At 42.4% G+C, this 19,968-nt stretch carries 16 protein-coding genes; 4 read left to right on the plus strand and 12 right to left on the minus strand.

Features of this window, described 5'->3' with window-relative positions; translation table 11 throughout:
• Window positions 1-34 precede the first annotated feature (34 nt).
• From ABD006_RS06090 to ABD006_RS06100, 3 genes are all read right to left on the minus strand, one after another.
• Window positions 35-1,549, minus strand: coding sequence for an amidase family protein (locus tag ABD006_RS06090; RefSeq protein ID WP_343838783.1), 1,515 nt, complete (start codon window positions 1,547-1,549; stop codon window positions 35-37).
• 130 nt (window positions 1,550-1,679) lie between these two features.
• Window positions 1,680-3,329, minus strand: coding sequence for a peptide ABC transporter substrate-binding protein (locus tag ABD006_RS06095; RefSeq protein WP_343838785.1), 1,650 nt, complete (start codon window positions 3,327-3,329; stop codon window positions 1,680-1,682).
• An 83-nt stretch (window positions 3,330-3,412) separates the two neighbouring features.
• Complete coding sequence (locus tag ABD006_RS06100; protein ID WP_425542191.1) at window positions 3,413-4,342, minus strand: fumarylacetoacetate hydrolase family protein; 930 nt, start codon at window positions 4,340-4,342, stop codon at window positions 3,413-3,415.
• Window positions 4,343-4,539: 197 nt separating this feature from the next.
• Here ABD006_RS06100 and ABD006_RS06105 point away from each other — a divergent pair, with 197 nt between their 5' ends.
• Window positions 4,540-5,031 (plus strand): CarD family transcriptional regulator, encoded by a 492-nt coding sequence (locus tag ABD006_RS06105; RefSeq protein ID WP_343838789.1) that lies wholly within the window; start codon window positions 4,540-4,542, stop codon window positions 5,029-5,031.
• Window positions 5,032-5,235: 204 nt separating this feature from the next.
• On the opposite strand, the gene ABD006_RS06110 is transcribed toward ABD006_RS06105, so the two are convergent.
• The 5 genes from ABD006_RS06110 to ABD006_RS06130 form a co-directional block, all read right to left on the minus strand.
• Window positions 5,236-6,402 carry a M24 family metallopeptidase gene (locus ABD006_RS06110; protein ID WP_425542192.1) on the minus strand — a complete coding sequence of 389 codons (1,167 nt, stop codon included), beginning with the start codon at window positions 6,400-6,402 and terminating at the stop codon, window positions 5,236-5,238.
• 49 nt (window positions 6,403-6,451) lie between these two features.
• Window positions 6,452-7,438 carry a cyclodeaminase gene (locus ABD006_RS06115; protein WP_343838791.1) on the minus strand — a complete coding sequence of 329 codons (987 nt, stop codon included), beginning with the start codon at window positions 7,436-7,438 and terminating at the stop codon, window positions 6,452-6,454.
• The gene (locus ABD006_RS06120; RefSeq protein ID WP_343838793.1) at window positions 7,435-8,487 is read right to left on the minus strand and encodes a pyridoxal-phosphate dependent enzyme; all 1,053 of its coding nucleotides are present in this window, start codon (window positions 8,485-8,487) and stop codon (window positions 7,435-7,437) included. Before ABD006_RS06120 ends, ABD006_RS06115 begins: the two co-directional genes overlap by 4 nt.
• A gap of 82 nt (window positions 8,488-8,569) precedes the next feature.
• The gene (locus tag ABD006_RS06125; protein ID WP_343838795.1) at window positions 8,570-9,922 is read right to left on the minus strand and encodes an MATE family efflux transporter; all 1,353 of its coding nucleotides are present in this window, start codon (window positions 9,920-9,922) and stop codon (window positions 8,570-8,572) included.
• A 128-nt stretch (window positions 9,923-10,050) separates the two neighbouring features.
• Entirely contained in the window at window positions 10,051-10,986 is a 936-nt protein-coding gene (locus tag ABD006_RS06130) for a 1,4-dihydroxy-2-naphthoate polyprenyltransferase (RefSeq protein ID WP_343838797.1), read from the minus strand.
• A gap of 175 nt (window positions 10,987-11,161) precedes the next feature.
• Between ABD006_RS06130 and ABD006_RS06135 the strand changes: the two genes are divergently transcribed.
• The 3 genes from ABD006_RS06135 (at window position 11,162) to ABD006_RS06145 (ending at window position 15,283) form a co-directional block, all read left to right on the plus strand.
• Window positions 11,162-12,553, plus strand: a complete 1,392-nt coding sequence (locus ABD006_RS06135) for a hypothetical protein (protein ID WP_343838799.1) — start codon at window positions 11,162-11,164, stop codon at window positions 12,551-12,553.
• 259 nt (window positions 12,554-12,812) lie between these two features.
• Complete coding sequence (locus ABD006_RS06140) at window positions 12,813-14,921, plus strand: metallophosphoesterase family protein (protein ID WP_343838801.1); 2,109 nt, start codon at window positions 12,813-12,815, stop codon at window positions 14,919-14,921.
• 23 nt (window positions 14,922-14,944) lie between these two features.
• On the plus strand, window positions 14,945-15,283 hold the full coding sequence (locus ABD006_RS06145; RefSeq protein WP_343838803.1) for a CZB domain-containing protein: 339 nt from the start codon (window positions 14,945-14,947) through the stop codon (window positions 15,281-15,283).
• A gap of 13 nt (window positions 15,284-15,296) precedes the next feature.
• On the opposite strand, the gene ABD006_RS06150 is transcribed toward ABD006_RS06145, so the two are convergent.
• From ABD006_RS06150 to ABD006_RS06165, 4 genes are all read right to left on the minus strand, one after another.
• A complete protein-coding gene (locus ABD006_RS06150; RefSeq protein ID WP_343838806.1) occupies window positions 15,297-16,022 on the minus strand; it encodes an alpha/beta fold hydrolase in 726 nt (241 codons plus the stop codon).
• 4 nt (window positions 16,023-16,026) lie between these two features.
• Entirely contained in the window at window positions 16,027-16,566 is a 540-nt protein-coding gene (locus tag ABD006_RS06155) for a hypothetical protein (RefSeq protein WP_343838808.1), read from the minus strand.
• 170 nt (window positions 16,567-16,736) lie between these two features.
• Window positions 16,737-17,630, minus strand: a complete 894-nt coding sequence (gene purU / locus ABD006_RS06160) for a formyltetrahydrofolate deformylase (RefSeq protein WP_343838810.1) — start codon at window positions 17,628-17,630, stop codon at window positions 16,737-16,739.
• 73 nt (window positions 17,631-17,703) lie between these two features.
• Complete coding sequence (locus tag ABD006_RS06165) at window positions 17,704-19,881, minus strand: type IA DNA topoisomerase (protein ID WP_343838812.1); 2,178 nt, start codon at window positions 19,879-19,881, stop codon at window positions 17,704-17,706.
• Window positions 19,882-19,968: the final 87 nt, after the last annotated feature.

The following is a 19,968-nucleotide window of genomic DNA, read 5'->3' on the forward strand; positions in this document are numbered from 1 at the left end:
TTCTCATTCTATTATGGTATGGCCTGTTCTATTTCTATACAGAATAGCTGTGTTTTGCTGCAGATTTTTCCTGTTGTTTGTTCACTTTTAACCAATGCTCCGTCTGTTCTAATTGACCGGCCAGTTCCAATAATAAATCTTCCCGACCTCTCGCTGCAATAAACTGAACTCCAAGTGGCAGATTATGGTCTGTTTTGTGCAGGGGAATGGACATGGCGGGCTGCCCTGTCAAATTGGCCAGCTGTGTAAAAGGGGTTCGTTTCAGGCTGTCCTCCATGATCTGATCAATGATCCTGACCTTTTTTAATACTTTCCCTAAATGCAGGGAACTGGCTATGCGGATAAGTCGTTTCTCGGACGGCTTCGTATCAAGCTCACCAATCCGCGCCGGTTTAAAGGCTGTCGTCGGTGTCATATATAAGTCATACTCTTCATGGAAGCTCTCCATCTTAATGGCTGCCTGATCCCACTCCCGCATGCTCAGCACATAGTCTTCAATTGATCCGGCTTTACCGAGCATCCCAAGCAGCCAGGTTTCAGGCTCAACATCAGATGGTTTTGCCTTCCTTCCCAGTACGTCCTGCAGATCATGTAAAGTAGCGGAGACTTCCCCGAAATACATCGTAAAATAACTTTTGGCCAGTGCCCGTCCATTTACACCAGGCTCTTTTTCTTCCACAATATGACCCATATCCTCCAGTAACCGTGCCGTTTTTTCCACCGCTTCTATACAGTCCTGTTCAACCTCTGTACCTATTGGTGATTGAGTGGAATAGGCAATTTTCAGCGGGCGGCTTTCCAAGGCTTGTACAATGTCTAAATAGCTTCCGTCAAAGGGCGGAGCGTGAAAGGCACCTGCTTTTTCGTAAACCCGTAATTCATCCAGCATGGCCGCACTATCCCGTACCGTTTTGGATAAAACATGATCTACGGAAGCCCCTTGCCAGTTCCGGCCCACATTAGGTCCAACAGGAGTTCTTCCTCTGCTCGGCTTCAAACCAAAAAGACCGGTATAGGCAGAAGGAATGCGAATCGACCCTCCCCCATCATTGGCTCCGGCTATCGGGACCATACCTGAAGCTACTGCAGCTGCTGAACCTCCACTTGATCCTCCAGGAGTATAATCAGGATTCCACGGATTTCTTGTGGGACCATAATGCTTCGGTTCAGTGATTCCCATCAGTGCAAACTCCGGTACATTGGTTTGTCCTAAAAAAGACACCCCTGTTTCCCTTAGTTTTTTAACAAAGTTTGAATCCTGTTTTGCCCGGTAATTGTTAAATGCTTTGGAGCCTGCTGTAATCGGTTCACCCTCGATCTCCTGGGTGATATTCTTCAAAAGCATCGGCACACCTGCAAACGTTCCAGTAACCGGCTGCTGACTTTGTTTTTTTGCCTGATCGTACATTTTATGAATAACCGCATTCAGTTGTGGATTGTGCTGCTCAATCCGTTTTATTGCCTCTTCTGTCAGTTCTTCCGGCTTTACTTCCTTTTTCTGAACCAGCTTTGCCAGTCCAAGTCCATCATAATCTTCATAATGAAACATACCAGCCACCACACTCCCATAAACAAAGTCTATTTATCAGTTTATTCGCGATAGGCTGGTGTTTTCCTTTTTCCTTACAACAAAAAAGAGAGCACATACCAGGTATATGCTCTCTCCCTCAATAGCCTATTTATTCCATATAGGCCCATTTATATTCATATTCTGCACCAAAGTCATTTCGAATGACACCCTTCAGATCAGGGTTGGTTAATTGTGCTTTGCCCTGCTGGTATAATGGAGCAATTACGGCATCTTCAAATACAATTTTTTCAGCCTCAAGCAACGCTTCGAAACGTTTAACCGGCTGCTGAGCTAATTCTGTAACACTGCTTTGAACTAACTGATCATATTCAGAATTCGAATAGCCTGTTTCGTTATTTCCTCCATCAGTCAGCCACAGGTTCAGCCAGCCATATGGATCAAGATAATCGGCCCCCCAGGATGAAATAGCCATATCATAGTTCATATTGGAGGTTAGATCCAGCTGCTGTTCAAACGGCACCTGCTTCAGAGTAACCTTAAGTCCAGGAAGGTTTTGCTGTAATTGGTTCTGGATATATTCGTTAATGGTTTTACCGGTTTCTGTATCACCGGATAAGAACTCAAGCTCAACGGTATCCTTTCCAATTTCTTTAAGTCCTTTTTCCCAATACTCCAAAGCTTTTTCTTTATCGAAGCTAACCATATCTCCATTGATTTCACGAAAATCTTTTCCTGTTTCGGGATGGAAGGAAAAGTTCTTTGGAACCGCACCTGTGGCAGCAATCGCTCCATTATTCATAATTTCATTCACCATAGCCTCTTTGTTGATGGCATAGCTAATGGCTTTTCGAATATTAACATTCTGGAGAGATTCTTTTTCCGTCTGGTTAAATTTAATAAAGGTTAACACAGGTTCTGTAACTGTGGAAAACTCGTCCTCGGACCTATACATATCAACAAGATCAGAGGTAAGATTCACACGGTCCAGTTCACCTTTATTATATAAATCCACAGCACTTTGCGGGTCCTTCATGACATCAAATGTGATTTTTTCCAGCTGAACAGTGTCAGCATCCCAGTAGTCCGGGTTCTTTTTAAGAGTCCATGAGGTTGAAGTGCTTTCCCAGTCTTCAAGGATAAAAGGACCACTTGCCAATAATGTATCAGAGCTTGTCCCATAACTGTCACCCTGCTCTTTAACAAACTCTTCGTTTAACGGCAGGAATGTACCAAATGTCGTTAATGATTCAAAGTATGGAGCAGGATTTTCCAGGTTGACTTTTAACGTATAGTCATCCACTGCTTCAACACCAAGCTTCTCGGGTTTCATGTCGCCCTCACTGATGGCTGTTGCGTTTTTAATCACTCCACTCATCATATAAGGGCCATATTCTGAACCTGTCTCAGGATCAACCGCCCGCTGCCATGCATAAACAAAATCATGAGCTGTGACAGGATCTCCATTTGACCAGACAGCATCCTCACGTAAATCAAATGTCCATGTCAGTCCATCTTTACTTTTCTCGTGAGTTTTGGCGATTCCTTCCTTAATTTCACCATCCTTACCCAAACGATATAGACCTTCCGTTGTTGCACTTAAGAATTGAAAGGCATATTCGTCTGTTGCCATCGATGAATCCATAGTAGGAATGGTGTCCCCATTACTTAGATGTAAGACCTGATTATTGTCTTCACCTTCTCCTGATTCCTCAGCATTATCATTACCGCCACAGGCTGCCAAAAAGGCTGTCAGCAATATAGCCATGGCTAACAACAATGTCTTCTTAGATGATCTCATGCTGCTTCCTCCTTGCTGGTTTCTAGTTGTAGAGTTAAAAGCTACAAAGAAAATTATACATTTTCATCTGTTTCTTTGCATTATTATTGCCTTACATCATTCTCTAAAATTCCAATTTTCTCAATCTCAATCTTTATTTGATCTCCATTTTCAAGAAATTGGGGCGGGTCCATAGCAAAGCCGACGCCATCCGGTGTGCCTGTTAAAATCACATCACCAGGCTGTAAAGTAATTAAACTTGAAATAAATTCAATTAAATAGGGAATATTAAAAATAAAGTGACGGGTGTTGGAGTACTGCCTCTGCTCTCCATTGACAGTGGTCTTAATTGTCAGGTCGTGGGGGTCCGGCACTTCATCAGCAGTTACCATCCAAGGGCCAATGGGTGTACTATGATCCAACGTTTTTCCCTGCAGCCATTGAGGGGTCCGCTTTTGCAGATCTCTTGCCGATACATCATTTCCGACTGTATATCCTGCAACATAATCCAAAGCCTTATCCCGGGAGACCTGGGACGCTTCTTTACCGATGATCAGAGCAAGCTCACCTTCATAGTCCAGCTTATTCGTTTTAGAGGATTTTTGAATCTGATCTTCCGGCCCAATCATAGCATTTGAGAATTTAGCAAAAAGCACGGGGAAATCAGGAATCTCACTTTTCATTTCCGAGACATGGTTCCGATAATTTTTTCCAACACATATCACTTTAGCTCCCTGCTTCAGAGGTGCCTTTAATGTGACCAGATTTCGGTCCAGCATCACACTGTCTTCCTGGTGTTCTATGGCGTGAGAAACGGCCTCCTTCGTTCGATCAAAAGCTGCCTTTCCCAGAGCAAGATAATCATTGACTGAAGCAGGCACAAGCTGGTCCGCTGACGATGCAGAGGCTTCGTTATATGTAAGGAACGACCGATAGGCTTCATTCACATCAATGACCTTGTTATCGTACAACACTCCTGTCCGAATCTGACCAAACGTATTTTCAGGCTCATAGAAAACAATTCTCAAAATCATTCCTCCCTTAACTCATTTTGTACATACCCTAGCCTATGCGGTCATGGATGTCAATCATTGTTAGAATCTTTAGACAAGCAGCGATTTTTTATCATAAATTTGTTGACATCATAATAGTATGGTGGTAAAATATAAAATTTTACTGTTAGGAAATTTTATGTTATAATATAACTATGAATGAACCTGGGGGTGTCCTATTGTTTACAATTGGTGATAAAATTTTTTACCCAATGCATGGCGCTGGTGTTATTGAAGGCATTGAAGAAAAGGAGTTCAGAGGAGAGAAAAAGCTCTATTACATCATGAAGATCCCCACTCAAAATATGAATGTCATGATTCCTAAAGGGAATGAGGATAAGCTTAAATTACGTAAGATTGTAGATTCAGATAAGCTTGAGGAAATGCAAACGGCTTTGACAACAGACGATGATGATTTAAACGTTCATCCAAACCAGAGACATCGAGTCTATATGGAGAAAATAAAAAGCGGTGACATAGTTGAAGAAGCTAAAGTGATCAGAGATTTAACCAGAATCAGCAGAAACAAAACACTCGGAACTGCTGACAAAAATATGCTGACAAACGCACAGCAGGTATTAATCAGTGAGCTTGTAATGGTGAAGAATATAGACGAAAACAAAGCACATCAGTACCTGGATGAAGTCATGAAACAGGGCTTTGGAGCATAAAGTGAAACTTCCATCAGTGGGGGTTTTCTCCATCCCCCACTGATGGTTAGTTGAACTTATCAGGTTTTTACTGGCCGTTTATCCCCCACTTAGTCTTGTTGGGTTACCCTCAAAACTTGAAGTGGGGGGTATTACGGCCAGTTAATACGTGATAAATCCTGAAAAAATATGATTAATGGAGCTGTCTCGATATAGAGACAGCTCTTATTTTTCAAACAGATCTCTCGAGAAATTGGCAAAAGTCTCAATTCCACTATCCGTTACGGCAAAAGATTCGCTAATCTCAATGCCAAAATCCTCATACCATATACCCGGAATAAGATGGAAGGTCATATTCGGCCGCAGAATGGTTTTGTCTCCCGCTCTCAGGCTTGCTGTATGTTCCCCCCAGTCAGGCGGATAGCTCAGCCCCATGGAATATCCTATTCGGGAATCTTTTATAAAGCCATATTGGGCAACGGTTGTACGCCAGACCTCCTCGATTTCCTCACACGTCACACCCGGCTTAATAAAGGCCAGCGTTTCCTCAATCCCTTCATTTACAACTTTGGCGGTATCCTTTGCCTTCTGACTCGCCTCACCAATGACCAGGGTTCTTGCCAAAGGCGCATGATACCTTTTATAACAGCCGGCAAGTTCTATAATGACATAGTCGCCATTTCCATATGATTTATCGGACCAGGTGATGTGAGGGGAAGAGGTGCTTTCCCCGGAAGGAAGCAGGGGAACGATGGAAGGATAATCCCCGCCGAATTCATGGGTTCCCCAAATTTGCGTATAGAAAATATTGGCCACAACCTCGTTTTCTCTTACCCCTTCTTTAATTTGTTCAACGGCGGTTTTCATTGCTTTTTCCACCAGTTTTCCGGCTCTTTTCATATAACTGATTTCTGTATCGCTCTTAATAAGTCTCACATAATTCACCAGTAAAGAGGCATCCTTAAATGTTGCCTGGGGGAGACCTTTTTGCAGCTGCTCAAATGCCTTAGCCGTAAAATAATAGTTTTCCTTTTCCACTGCGATCACACAGTTTCCAAATCCTTTTTCCGTTAAAATACGTGCAATTTCATCCATGGGGTGTTTGGTAATGGCATGCACATAGTCGTCCGTATAGGAAAAAATATTTTCGTGATCGATCCAGGTCGTTGTTTTGGCTGAATTCGCATCCTGTTTCCTGCCAATCCACAGAGGCTGATCTTCATCAAGGATAACCACGAGCATCTGATGAACGTAAAAGGACCAGGCATCATACCCTGACAAATAATTCATATTGGACGGATTGGTTACGAGTAATACATCCATTCCTTCCAGCGCCATCCTTTCCTTCGTCTTTTTCATTCGTTCTTTATATTCCATAATCGGGAACATCACATCAGATCCCTCCCTTATGTTTTTCTCAGGCAGTCATTGCTTTGGAGGGTTATGCATTGGTGATTTCGAGCCCTTTTGAATAACGCTCCAGCTCGTCATAGGCTGATAGAGCGATTGCTGTATCCTGTACGCCTGTTCCGGTGAGGTCACAAATGGTGATTTCATTATCTGAAGTTCGCCCGGATTTATGACCTGTAATAACCTGACCAAGCTCGGTTATCTCCGTTTGATCTGTAATCACACCCTCATCCTTTGCATGATGAAGCTCCCCAAGCCGCACACACTGACTTTTGACATCACAAAAAATCCGGTCTGCATGGGAAAACACATCTGCGGCAATTTCCTGTTTGTGTTCTGCATCCGATCCCATGGCGGTAATATGAAGGCCGGGATGAAGCCAGTCAGACTGGATTAATGGATGCTCCGCCGGGGTTGTTGTGACAACTGTATCACTGCTTTTTACAACCTCTTCCATAGTCGGACAAACCTTTACCTCTACATTAAGTTTCTTTTTCATATCCTCTTTAAAGGAAATGGCTTTCTCCTGATTTCTCCCGTAAACCTGTAATTTTTTGAAGCTGCGTACCTGTGCCAGTGCCTCAATTTGAAAACGGGCCTGGTTTCCAACACCGATCACACCAGCTGTATCAATCATTTCCTTTGCAAAATACTTTGCACTAATGGCACCCGCTGCAGCTGTCCGCACATCGGTTAAGTAGCCATTATCCAATAAAATCGCCTGTGGCCGTCCTGTTTCCGTGCTTAATAAAATCATCATGCCACTTCCACTCGGGAGTCCTAGTTTCGGGTTATCAAAGAAACCAGATGACATTTTAATGGCAAATTTGCCGTACCCTGGAATATAGGCTGTTTTCAAATCCACTTCTCCATTATTTTCAGGAATATCAATCCGCATAATCGGTGGCATTCCGACCTCTTTGGTAACCAGACTGGCAAACCCGTCCTCAATAATTTTGATGACATCCTCGTTTACGTTCACCGTATTTCGGAGCTCGTTTTCGGTATAAATTTTCATAAACACGCCCCCTTTTTATCCTCCAATGGCTGATCCTGCTCCTCTCTTAAGGCGCTGATGTCACCGTTTTTCCCACTAACTATTAGCACAATGGATTCTCCGGGCTGCTCCAGTTTTTCCTCCAATAAAGCAGCGGTACCCACAGCCGCAGCACCTTCAACCATAACCTGCTCTTTGAATACCATATGAGACATTCCTCTTCTTATTTCAGGTTCGGTTAACAGATGCAGATCATCCATCACCTCTCTTACCATTCTCAGGGTATATTGATTATGAGCACCAATTCCACCTAAGAGACTGTCTGCCAGCGTGTCTGTTTCCGCAACATCAACCGGATAGCCCTTTTTCAGACTCTCACTCATAGCCGACGCTCCTTTGATGGATACCCCGGAGATTCGAACGTCTGGATCAACACTTTTTATGGCCGCTCCTATCCCCGCTAATAATCCACCTCCTGACAAAGGAATGATACAATGATCCACCTGGGGCAAATCGTTAAGCAATTCCAGGCCGATCGTTCCCTGACCCGCAATCACTTCCTGATCATCAAATGGCGGAACGATGGTCATACCGTATTTACTTTCCAATTCCCGGCAGCGCTCACCAGCATCATCCTGACTATCTCCCGCAATCTCCAATTCCGCACCAAACTGGGCTAATGCATCGATTTTTTCCTGTGGGACCCGATTGGAAACACATACAACTGCTTTTAGGCCTAATGCTTTCGCCACATAGGAGACCGCCAACCCATGATTTCCTGTTGAAAAGGTGGTCACGCCCTTGCTCTGCTCCTCTTTTGAGAGGGAAAGGATTTTGTTCGCCGCCCCTCTTAGTTTAAATGCACCTATGGCATTTGCCGTTTCAAGTTTGAAATAGACCTTTTTATTCGTGAGGTTTGAAAGAATCGTGGATGGAATAAGCGGGGTTTTTTGAACAAAGGGCTGAATTCTTTGTCTGGCCTGCCAGATTTTTTTCGGTATCTTAGGTTCAGACTGCACCAAAGCCTCATCTCCCTCCTTCTGGTAAGCGATAACCTTTTTAAAGACCATATGAGCATAAATTCTATTTCATTCACACATAAATGAAAAAATCCTCCCTTTTTCAGATTAGAGAGGATTTATCACGATATATTTAGTTCTCATTTTTATTTTCTTTAAATAGCTCCTTCTTTCTCCATCCGCCAAACTGAAAATACAGAAAGGCAAACAGACTGCTGATGACAAAGCTGATCCCCATCCCCAGCGCAATTCCATGGTCTCCGAATAGGGATGAAAACAAATACGTAAGCGGATAACGCAATACCCAGAACGACAGAATATTTAACACGAGCACCTGATACATCGCTCCCGATGCCCGCACAATACCATTCAGAATAAAATTAATTCCCAGAAATGGATAGAAAAAGGCAACCGTCTTTAAGTAATCACTGCCAAACTGGACAGCCTCTTCCTCCTGAATGAAAAGACGTATACCGAAATCCGCCAGCCAGACAAGCAGAAAGGCAATCATAAGCATGAAGCCCAGGTTATAGAAAAACCCGTATTTTGCAATTTGATTGACTCGCTTCCACTTATTTACACCAATGTTTTGACCGGCCATACTGTTCACAGCGGTCCCCAGCGCCTGTGCCGGCAGCATAAGTACACTATCCAGTCGCTGGGCCGCACTGAATCCTGCAACCACGCCTTCTCCAAAGGATGTAACGACACTCATGATCGCTGCAACGCCGGCGGAAATGACAGACATCTGCAGCCCTGAGGGAATCCCTAAATGCAGAATAAGCGTAACTTCCTGCTTCTTCGGGATCCTCGGCACGGTAAAAGGAATCCGGTTATATTTAAGTACAAAATATAATCCGTATAATAGCGCAAATCCTTGAGAACAGACGGTAGCTAAGGCTGCCCCGCTAACCCCTAAATCCAAAACAGCAATAAACAAAGGATCCAGGAGGGTGTTTAAAATAACAGCCATCATCACAAAACGAAGCGGAGTCCGGCTATCCCCAACCGCACGCAGGGCCGTTCCGATAAAGTTGTAGCCTAATAGGAACAAAAATCCCAATGATGTGATTTGCAAATAGGCTTTGGCTTCCGTCATCATCCCATCTGGTGTTCCCATCAGCGACAATATCCATTCAGCAAAAAGAAACCCAATCAATCCCAGGAAAAGAGACATCACCGTCAGAACGACCACAAAGGCGTTCACATAACTTTTTAAACCCTCTTCATCGTTTCGTCCTTTCTGCTGGGACAAGACGGTTAGCGTAGCATTATTAATGCCAATAACAAATGATAAAATCGTAAAAATAATCGTACTGGAAACCGCTACCGCTCCAAGTGCATTTGCCCCCAGTAAATTACCCACCCAAAGACTATCAATAAACTGATAGGAGGTCTGGAGCAGATTGGTAAAAATAATCGGGGTTGAAAAAAACAATAGCTGCTTTAAAATATTCCCTTGAGTAAAATCCTGCTGGTTACTCATAAAAAGACTCCTTTAGACCAACGTCCTTCTTATTATATAAATAAAATTGCTATTATCATCAAATTTAGCATAAGTGCTAACTAGTATCCATTCGAAGACAAGAAAAAAACGCCTGTGTATTAAGGCGTTCAATCAAGAGTACTGATAAATAATCCGACACTCAGCAATAATCCGAAGATCGTATTCGTCTGAGCCGTCGCTTTCATCGCCGGCATCATTTGTACCGGAAGCTTTTTATCAATAAATTCACGATAGGCTTTTAACGGTTTAGGCAGGCTGAGAAGGACAACCAGCGGCCATGGAGTAAGGATTCCCGCAATCACTAAGCCGATAATCCATAAATAGGCAATCGCAAACAAAATGCCTAGGAAAATCACTGCTTTTTTATGCCCAAGCAAAATCGCGAGCGTTTTTCTCCCGGATTTCTCGTCCCCTTCACGATCTCGTATATTATTGGCCATATTAATCGCCCCGACTAAAATAGCAACAGGAATGGAAATAAGTACACTCTCACCATTCACATAACCGGTTTGAATAAAAAAGGAAATGATAATAAATGCTGACCCCATACATAGCCCTGCCAGCAGTTCACCTAAAGGCGTTGAAGAAATCGGTAAAGGACCACCTGTATATAAGTAGCCAATTCCCATACCGATTAATCCGACAACAGCCAGCCACCAGGAGCTTGACATACAAATGTAAACCCCCAGTAACAGTGCAATCCCATAGGAACCTACAGCCATTCGTAATACCGATTCAGGCCTGAAGCCATCTCGTACAATTGCTCCCCCAATTCCTACAGATTCCTCGTTATCAAGACCACGTTTGAAATCATAATATTCATTAAACATGTTTGTAGCAATTTGTATAAAAAGACAGGATAAGAGCATCGCCATAAACAATGGCACAGACAAGTCACCGTAATGCATGGCCAAAACCGTACCAATTAAAACCGGTACGAAGGATGCGGTTAACGTGTGAGGACGGGTGAGCTGCCACAATATTTTCCCGGTACTTTGCTTAGCAGCGTGTCCGTCATCTATAAATTGAGATTTTGGATTCATTCCGCTTCTCTCCTTAAACAGTTTTCTACAATTTATATAATATCACATCTTTGACAAATTTTTGTCCTATTCCATTCGTTAAATTTATCCTTTTATTTTCAGCTCAGAAAAATTTCCGGTTCGTTTCCAGGAGGGAAAATATGTTATAGTATAGGAAAGCGAAGGAGGTATTTACATGTCCGAACAAACGGTCTCGATTCAGCACCAGAAACAATCGCACGAACTGGAAGTACGACGCATGGCGCTATATCAACAGAGTAAAATTGTAGAAGCTAATGACGATGAAACGACCTATTTTTTATTTTTCTATAAAGACCACTATCTTACCTATGTAAAATCACCGCAAGTAAAACCGGATTCCTTTGCCGACCGGGCCTTTACTTCAGGTATTGTATGTTCCGCCCAGCACCCCTTAACAGTAGCCTTCCTTTCATCCGAAAAATCGTTTCGTAAGCATTCCTTTGAGCAATTATTCAGGAAAATGGAACAAAAACATACGCCCTATGAAGCAGGTTTAATCGCAGCATTTTTTGATTCCTTTATAGAAAAAGAAGAGCTGGTTTCCTACTTTAAGGAATTATTTTACCGCTACCGCCGAAATGGGCAGACCTACCTAAGCTATCGAATCATCCGGATGCTCTTAGATGTACATCCAGACCATACATGGGTTCAGGACTTTGCCAAAAAGTTGGAGTTCCAAGCCTATGCCGAGTGGTATAATCACCCCGATAGTGACCTGTTTCAAAAAGATCCTTTATTTGCCGAAAAGGTATACTTCCACAATCTTCAGGATGACTCATATTTTGAAGCCCTCTCCACGCTTCTTAAGCAGGAGGACCGTCTGACTGACCTGCTGGCGATCACCATTTATAAGTTTTCGAAAAACCCGACAGAACCTCACTATCATAAGCTTTACTCTATGCTCGATGAATACTTAACCAAGGAACAAGTAGCAGATGTATTACAATCTCTTCTTGATTCAACTGGCGATTTCAAACCGATCACCCAGGACCTGATAAAGCTTTCCAGTGCATTAAGCAAGCCTCATAAAATGATTGATATGATTACCAATCATGCTCTGACCATTCCTGAAACAGAGGTTCCACTCGTTGAATCTGTGCTGGATCAGATCCATGTTCAATCCCGTGAAATAGATGTTAATAAATTTAATCAGCTCCTCCCCTCCCTCTATCAGTCTGATTCAATACGCCTGGAAAAATTATTAAATAAATGTGTCAATCAGCTTCTCCTGGATCATGATATATCCTATGTGGCAGAATGGGCTGAGCCCTTTAAAAGCACACACCCGGAGTTACCCATTTTACGTAAAATTGATCAAATGCTTGAGATAGAGAATGATCCCGACCAACAGCAGCTTTTAGGTGAATTATACTTTCAATTTGAACATTTCCAGCAGGCCATTGAATGCTTCAGCTTTGAAATGGAATTAAAGGAAGATGACCCTAAACCGGTCAGATGGCTATCAAAAGTTTATCAGGAGATGGGTATGCAGGACGAATCGAAAGCCTACCAGCAGCTTTACAAAAACATTCAAAAAAACGCTTAGGCATCATTTAAACGGCACCCGAAATAATCTGCCTGTCCAGGCACGACATACACACACTTCCCAATAGATGAATAGGCTATCCCATAGCTTTTATTAGTGGAACCTAATTCCCACTATTTATCACGTATTAACTGGCCGTAATACCCCCACTTCAAGTTTTGAGGGTAACCTAACAAGACTAAGTGGGGGATGGAGAAAACCCCCACTGATGGAAGTTTCACTTTATTGACAGTCTTTCATCTATTGGAGTTGATGGCATATGTTTCCTATCCCCAAACTTTTATCAGGTCCTGTGCTTAGAAGGATTTCACCGGAAGGAGCGTACATCTGGTTAGCTGCAAGTAAGCCCTATTTCATCGATGGCGAGGTTTATCGAATTAAGGAAAATCCACAGGCTGATATACAGGATGATCCTCATCAATATGAGTACCTGAATGTATCCACAGGACATGACATGATTCAGGCTGGAGAACATGTGTATATCTCACTAATAAAACTCACTCCCAAACAGGGATCTTTTCCTGTTGATCAGCTGTTAGGCTATAATTTATTTTTCCAATATCAGGGTGAACGTGTGGATTTAGGGGACCTGAATCTCCTTTCTGACAGTAATCCTCATTCAATCGTTTACGGGACATTAAAACTTCCCACCTTTTTTATACCTGGAAGAAAACAGACGAATATTCTTTATGGATCCTGTCGCAAGCCACACGGAGAGGGACAGGATACCTTTACCAGTGCAGATTTAGCCATCCAGCAGCATCATCTTCATCTGGATCAGCGACCAGGCTCCCTGTTTTTAATGGGCGATCAGATTTATGCGGATGATATTGCAGATCCAGTATTTGCTATGGTTACAAAATGGGTGAAGCGATTATTTGGAGACAACGAAGACCTGACAGATATTGATCCCCGCCTGAAACAGGAGCCCCTGCAATCATCGATCAACAAAATACATGCAAGACAATATATTTCAGAACAATTCTGCCAGTTCACTTCCAATCATGCACACAATCACCTGATGTCATTCCCAGAATATGCGGTAAAGTATCTACTTCACTTCGGTCCCCAATTATGGGAGACCTCAGAAATTCCAGCCTTTGTAGACCTGATGAAACAAGATGCTTATTATTTCATTTATGGTGAAAATGAAGAAAATCAGGATGAACGAATGGATGAATTTGAAGAGCATCAATTGCGGTATCAGCAGCAGTTAAATCACATGGAGTCCTATCTTAAGGCTCTTCCACTGGTCAGACGTGTGCTGGCAAACACACCAACTTATATGATTTTTGATGATCATGATATTACCGATGATTGGAATCTCTCCCAGGAATGGAGAACAGCGGTTTATGAAGCACCACTTGGCCGGCATGTGGTAGCTAATGGACTCTCGGCTTACTTTTTATTTCAAGGCTGGGGCAATCAGCCGGATTCATTTGATAATCGTTTTATTGATACTTTATCAAAGCATCTACATTCCCTCTCTCCGGATTCACCAGTGTATGCAATCTGGATTGAACATCTATGGCGCTTTCATTCCTGGCATTTTACAGCACCAACGAAACCGGTCAGTTTATTTTTAGATACACGGACCATGCGTGGCTATGATCTGACACCAAAGCCCGTGCAAATTGGAAATCTATTAGAGGAAAGTATACCTCCTCCCCATTTGATAGGCAAAAGGGGCTGGAAACGAATAAATCATACTCTGTATTCAAGTAGCTGGGAAAAAGGGGATCCTTTGATTATTGTATCTGCTACGCCTGTCTACGGAATCGGTCTTATAGAAACGTTTTTACAGGATTATGTCTATCCGCTGAAAGCTTTAGGGGTGCAGATCCGCTATCAGCTCGATTATGAGGCCTGGAAATATAACCATGCCGGATTTTCACTTCTCATGGACCAGATTTTATCCTGGAATCCAAAGCCTTGTATCATCTTATCAGGGGATGTGCATTATGGTGCGTCCGTCAAGTCAATCGTGACAAAAAAGAATCACCAGAACCTGCCCATCTATCAATTCACCAGTAGTCCCATTCATAATATGAGCTTTTCCGGAGTATGGGGACTCCTGCTGAGAAGTGCCGTCTGGTTTAATGCGTATAAGCGAAAACGAAAAGCCATTTATCGAACCTGTGATGAGCACAACCGCCTTCATACAGGTGAAAACCAGCCGCCTGACAGCCGTAGCAGTGAGAAATGGCGCGAGGAAATTCATTATTTAAGGACAAATAAAGCATCTTTAATGGAGACAGATAATAATATCGGCCTCATTTCAATCCGGAATAAATCTATTCAGAATAAATTATTAAAATATGACGGCAAATTGTCAAAGGAAGTTCATTATTCTTTAAATCCCGATTAATCCGTTCACAGCGGCTAATCAGGGTGACCGAAACGGAGCATAGATTACTGGAGTGGTGGCTTTACAATCAAATACTGGGCTATCAAACTGAAAATATCGAGGGCAGCCTGCTTGCTCACAGCTGTGCATTAGGAACATGGATGAGGAAGTATGAAAATAATCCTGAAGTCAAATTGCTGTCTTCCTTTAAAAAGGCCAAAAACCTGCACGAAAAATACCATCAAAAGCTGGAACAGATTCAGTCACACATCCAGAATCAGAAGACCGAGGAGGCCTATCAGCAATTATTGGATGTAAAGAATACATCGAGTCGTTTGGAACAATCTCTTAAGACATTGGAGACAGAACTGCTCAAAGTTTAAAAAAGAGAACGGACTAAATGTTCGTTCTCTCTCTATGTACTCTACCAATGAATTCTCTAACTAAACGGTTGTAAATATCAGGCTGATCGATGTTTGCCGTGTGACCTGCATTAGGGATAAGACCAACTTCTATATGAGTGTTTTGTCTTTTCATATTAGCAGCCGCTTCTGCCTCATGTAATTCCTCGCTTCCATTTAAAACAAGTGCAGGCACTGCTATGCTCCTTATCTCATCAGCAGATAACGATGGATAGATATAGGTCATCGAATATAACACTTTCTCCAGTGTATCCTTCCATTTATCTCCATGCAGATCCTTAAAATGCCGCACAAGTTCATCATCACGATCTTCAATGTTACGAAAATAGTGATACTGCTGTTCCATAGCTCCAGTCATCTCCTCGGGTATCTCTGGAGAGTACCCCGTTAACACAATTCCTTTTACAGACTCAGGAGATCTTAGAGCCGTATGAACAGCTAAGGAAGCTCCGAGGGAAAGGCCGATAATATAACCTTCTCCTCGCTCTTTAATATAAGAAATCACCCATTGAAGCGCATGCTTAAAGTACTCTTTATCAGCCTTCTCTGTTGAATAACCATGCCCTGGTAAATCAACAGCTTCCACGTTCATATCTTTAAAAGCTGACAGCTGCTTTGCAAAATGCGTTTGACCCGTTCCCATGAAGCCATGTAAAAAATAAACCTTGTCGATAAAAACCCCTCCCTCCGTTAAAATCATGAAATCACTCCAAAGGCTGCTGTAAAATTTCACTCATCAGCTTATTTGCAGTAGAAAGCGCTTCTGAGCGATTCCCGGCAGGAGCAGTAATCATCATACCATCCTTACTGCTCCATCTTGAACCTGATTCCCGCTGATCGTGAATCGTCAAGGCAAGTTCACCAAGCTGCTGGTTTAAAAAGATGGTTCCAAGAAAATATAATGAAGGATAATTCTCATCTTCTTTTATTACTGTATACTTCACACCGTCACCGCGATCTTTAATATCAAACTGTATCCCCACTTCCCCGGCATTCTCAGGAGGGATGTTTTGGCCATCAATCAGGATTGTGCCCCTAAACGTTCTGTTTCCAAATAAACGATTTTGAATTTCTCCATCAAGTTTTATCGTAACTGGCTCCTCCATTCCCATATTTTCACTGCCTAATTGATAGCGAACTCCTTCAAAGGTATGGGTATATGGTTTGGGATAGATATACCATAACGTAAACAAAAGCACTGCTGTCACCAGTATCATAGCGGTCCATAAACCCTTTTTTCTCAAGTTATCCCCCCACGACTTTCTGCGAGTAAAATGAAAGCTTCTTAGTAAGTTATCTAAGTAATAACATTTAAACTATATTTCTATATATTTCGACATAATTACAGTCATAGCCTTCAATGTTTGAAAAGATTTATAGCTTTCAGGCTTCTTGAAGCGGATGCCATTTTCTTTTAAAAAACAATCGTCTTATTTTCATGGACAAGAATTCGATCCTCTAAGTGCCACTTCACAGCCCTGGTTAACACACTTCGCTCAATGGAAGCACCAATTTTCTTTAAATCCTGAACGTGGTCGCGATGATTAACCCTCATCACATCCTGTTCAATAATAGGGCCTTCATCTAAATCATTCGTTACATAGTGTGAGGTCGCTCCAATAAGTTTGACTCCCCGCTCATAAGCACGCTCATATGGCTTTGCTCCCACAAAGGCCGGCAAAAAGGAATGATGAATATTAATAATTTTACGCTCATATGCCTGGACAAAATCCGACGTTAAAATCTGCATATATCTGGCCAGTACAATCAGGTCAATCTGGTATTCCTTCAGAAGCTGCAGTTGTTGCTCCTCTGATTCCTGCCGGGTTTCTCGCGTTGCCGGTATGTAATAAAAGGGGATATTCAAGGACTCTACAACGCCCCGAGCCTCTTCATGATTACTTATGACTAAGGCAATTTCTGTCATCATATCTCCTGATTGCCATTCCCAGAGAAGCTCACGGAGACAATGCAGCTGTTTGGATACAAAAATCGCCGTTCTTTTTAACTCCTGGACGAGACTTAAATCCCAATTCATTGAAAATTTATCCGCAATCGTATGGAACTGGCTTTTTAATTCCTCTTTTCGATTCGCTAAATCAGGACACTCAAACTCAATCCGGATAAAAAAGGTTCCTCCCTCAGGGTTTGTTGAATGCTGATTTGAATCCATAATGTTCGCGTTAAATTTATACAAAAATTGAGATACAGCCGCGACAATTCCCGGCTGATCCGGACAGCTAATCAGCAGCCTTCCCCTGTCTTTCTGATTTTCCTTATATTGATGCAGCTGTTCTTGAACTTCCATTGTTTCTGACTCCTTTTTATGAATTTATGAATTATACGATCTGAGAACTAAACGGTCGCCTTCGCTTTTCTACCTACTTAAATTCCATTTTCCATGAAAAGTATTTTTTATCAGGGTCTTTTTCGTATTTTAGGTAGGCGCTGAATTTTTTGCCTTTTTTGCTGGTCAGGCCTTTTACGTGGGCGCGGCCGTTTTTGAGTAAAGATTTGACCATCGTTTTGGTGGGCTTCTTTTTCATGCTGGCCAGGTACTTATCATTTTTCCAGATAGCGAATGAGCAGCCCTTTCCCTTTTTCCAGTTGCTGCAGCTGAAGGCCACGTATGAATCGACGACATTTTCGCCGCACACCGGACATTTTCCAAGGACTTCATTGCTATTTTTCGATGACTTGATCTCATTGATGGTAATGTCTTCAGCCTGCTTGATTTTTTCGACCGAGTCAGATGTGAAGGAAAATACCAGGTCTAAAAACTGGTCCTTTTTTACCCTGTTTTTCTCAATATCTGATAGAGTTTTTTCCAATCGTCCTGTGAACTCCAAATCAAACAGCTCCGGGATAGGGAAGGATTCTACAAGTCTCTTTCCTAACGGAGTACAGATCAGATTTTTCTTATCAGCTTTAATATATCCGATATCCTTCAGCTTTTTGATCGTTTCTGCCCTGGTGGCCGGAGTTCCGATACTGAAACCAGCCAAAATACTGCCCAGCATTTCCTCATCGCTCGAGTCCTCGCCTGCATCTTCTTCCTCTTTATAGCTCTTCCCACAGGTCTCCATCACTTTAAGGAGTGTTTTTTCCGTATGACGTTTTGGCGGTTTGGTCATATGGGAGGAAACCTTTGCGTCCACCACAGAAACCTGGTCATTCAGATTTACCTTTGGCAGGATGACATCTTTGGATTGAATATGGTCAACCTTTTTCCAACCTTCAACAATCTGGACCTTACCCTTCGTTAAAAAGTACCCGTTTACATCCTCTGCATCCACTTTCGTTTTTAACAGCGTCTGTTCTGATTCAGCAATCGGCATAAATTGCATAATAAAACGATTTTTAATGGCTGTATAAACGATTTCCTGATCCCGGGTCAGCTGTTTCGGCTTCATGTATGTAGGAATAATTGCGCTATGGCTTTCTACCTTTTGATTATTAAAGACACGCTTTGATTTTTTAAAGGTAATTTCATCTTTATAAGGGAGATTCTCTGAATGGACTTTTAATACCTTGGCTGTTTTTCCAACCAGACTTTCATCCAGGGCGATACTGGACGTCCTAGGATAAGTAATCAATTTTTTCTCATATAAAGATTGGGCCACTTTCAAAACTTTATCACTGGACCAGCCCTTAAATTTATTTGTAATAAATCCCTGCAAGTTTGATAGATTAAATAAATAAGGAGGGAACTCTTTTTTCCTTTCCACCTGCTTGTCGATGACGTTTGCATCCTTGTTCGTGACCGCATCCTGAATCCGGGTTAAAACGTTCTGATCATTGAACTTTTCCTGTTTCTCTTCAATGTACGTTCCTTCATACGTTTCTCCATCCTTCGTTTTGAAGGCTGCCGTAAGTTTAAAATACTCTTCCGGCTTAAACTGCTCAATTTCCTTATCCCTGTCATAAATAATTTTTAACGTTGGCAGTAAAACGCGCCCGATATTGAGTGCCTTCCCTTTCCCCTTTTGATATTTCAACGTGGCTACAGATGTAAGGTTGATTCCAATCACCCAATCTGCCCACTGTCTGCTCATACCTGCATCTAGTAAAGGACGCAATTCCTGGTTGGGCCTGAGCCGGTTCATTCCTTCTTTTACTCCCTCTGGCGTCCATTCATTCAGCAGCAACCGATAGACCTGCTTTTTCGGCTTCTGTTTATAGATTATACTGTCCCCGATCAACTGCCCTTCACGGTCATAATCACAGGCAGAGATAATCGCTTCTACATCTGTTCGTTTCATTAACTGATGAACAGTTTTGAGCTGCTTTTGCACACCCCAGTCCGGCTTGGAGCGGTCTTTTGGGTTGCTTTTCACTTTATACTGGAAACTGGACGGAATAAACGGGAAGTTGTCCATTTTCCAGCGGGCCATTTTGGAGTCATAATCTTTGGCATCATAGAGCTCAAGCAAATGTCCAAAAGCCCAGGTGATAAGGAAATTGTCCCCTTCATAATAGCCATCCTTTTTGCCTTTAACGTTTAGTGCATCGGCAATGTTCTTCGCTACGGACGGTTTTTCCGCTAAAATCAATTGCATCCTCTTTCACTCCATCCCAAGTTGCGTTTCACACATTTCCTTCATTGTATAGCTAAATTATATTCCCGTCTAATTCAATAAATAGAT

Source organism: Salinibacillus aidingensis, from assembly GCF_039522525.1.
Lineage (GTDB): Bacteria > Bacillota > Bacilli > Bacillales > Alkalibacillaceae > Salinibacillus > Salinibacillus aidingensis.

Coding starts and splice junctions, on each gene's coding strand:
- ABD006_RS06095 (WP_343838785.1), bottom strand. CDS start 3,329: ATGAGATCATCTAAGAAGACATTGTTGTTAGCCATGGCTATATTGCTG.
- ABD006_RS06150 (WP_343838806.1), bottom strand. CDS start 16,022: ATGATTTTAACGGAGGGAGGGGTTTTTATCGACAAGGTTTATTTTTTA.
- ABD006_RS06115 (WP_343838791.1), bottom strand. CDS start 7,438: ATGAAAATTTATACCGAAAACGAGCTCCGAAATACGGTGAACGTAAAC.
- purU (WP_343838810.1), bottom strand. CDS start 17,630: ATGGAAGTTCAAGAACAGCTGCATCAATATAAGGAAAATCAGAAAGAC.
- ABD006_RS06100 (WP_425542191.1), bottom strand. CDS start 4,342: ATGATTTTGAGAATTGTTTTCTATGAGCCTGAAAATACGTTTGGTCAG.
- ABD006_RS06090 (WP_343838783.1), bottom strand. CDS start 1,549: ATGTTTCATTATGAAGATTATGATGGACTTGGACTGGCAAAGCTGGTT.
- ABD006_RS06135 (WP_343838799.1), top strand. CDS start 11,162: ATGTCCGAACAAACGGTCTCGATTCAGCACCAGAAACAATCGCACGAA.
- ABD006_RS06125 (WP_343838795.1), bottom strand. CDS start 9,922: ATGAGTAACCAGCAGGATTTTACTCAAGGGAATATTTTAAAGCAGCTA.
- ABD006_RS06120 (WP_343838793.1), bottom strand. CDS start 8,487: ATGGTCTTTAAAAAGGTTATCGCTTACCAGAAGGAGGGAGATGAGGCT.
- ABD006_RS06130 (WP_343838797.1), bottom strand. CDS start 10,986: ATGAATCCAAAATCTCAATTTATAGATGACGGACACGCTGCTAAGCAA.
- ABD006_RS06140 (WP_343838801.1), top strand. CDS start 12,813: ATGTTTCCTATCCCCAAACTTTTATCAGGTCCTGTGCTTAGAAGGATT.
- ABD006_RS06165 (WP_343838812.1), bottom strand. CDS start 19,881: ATGCAATTGATTTTAGCGGAAAAACCGTCCGTAGCGAAGAACATTGCC.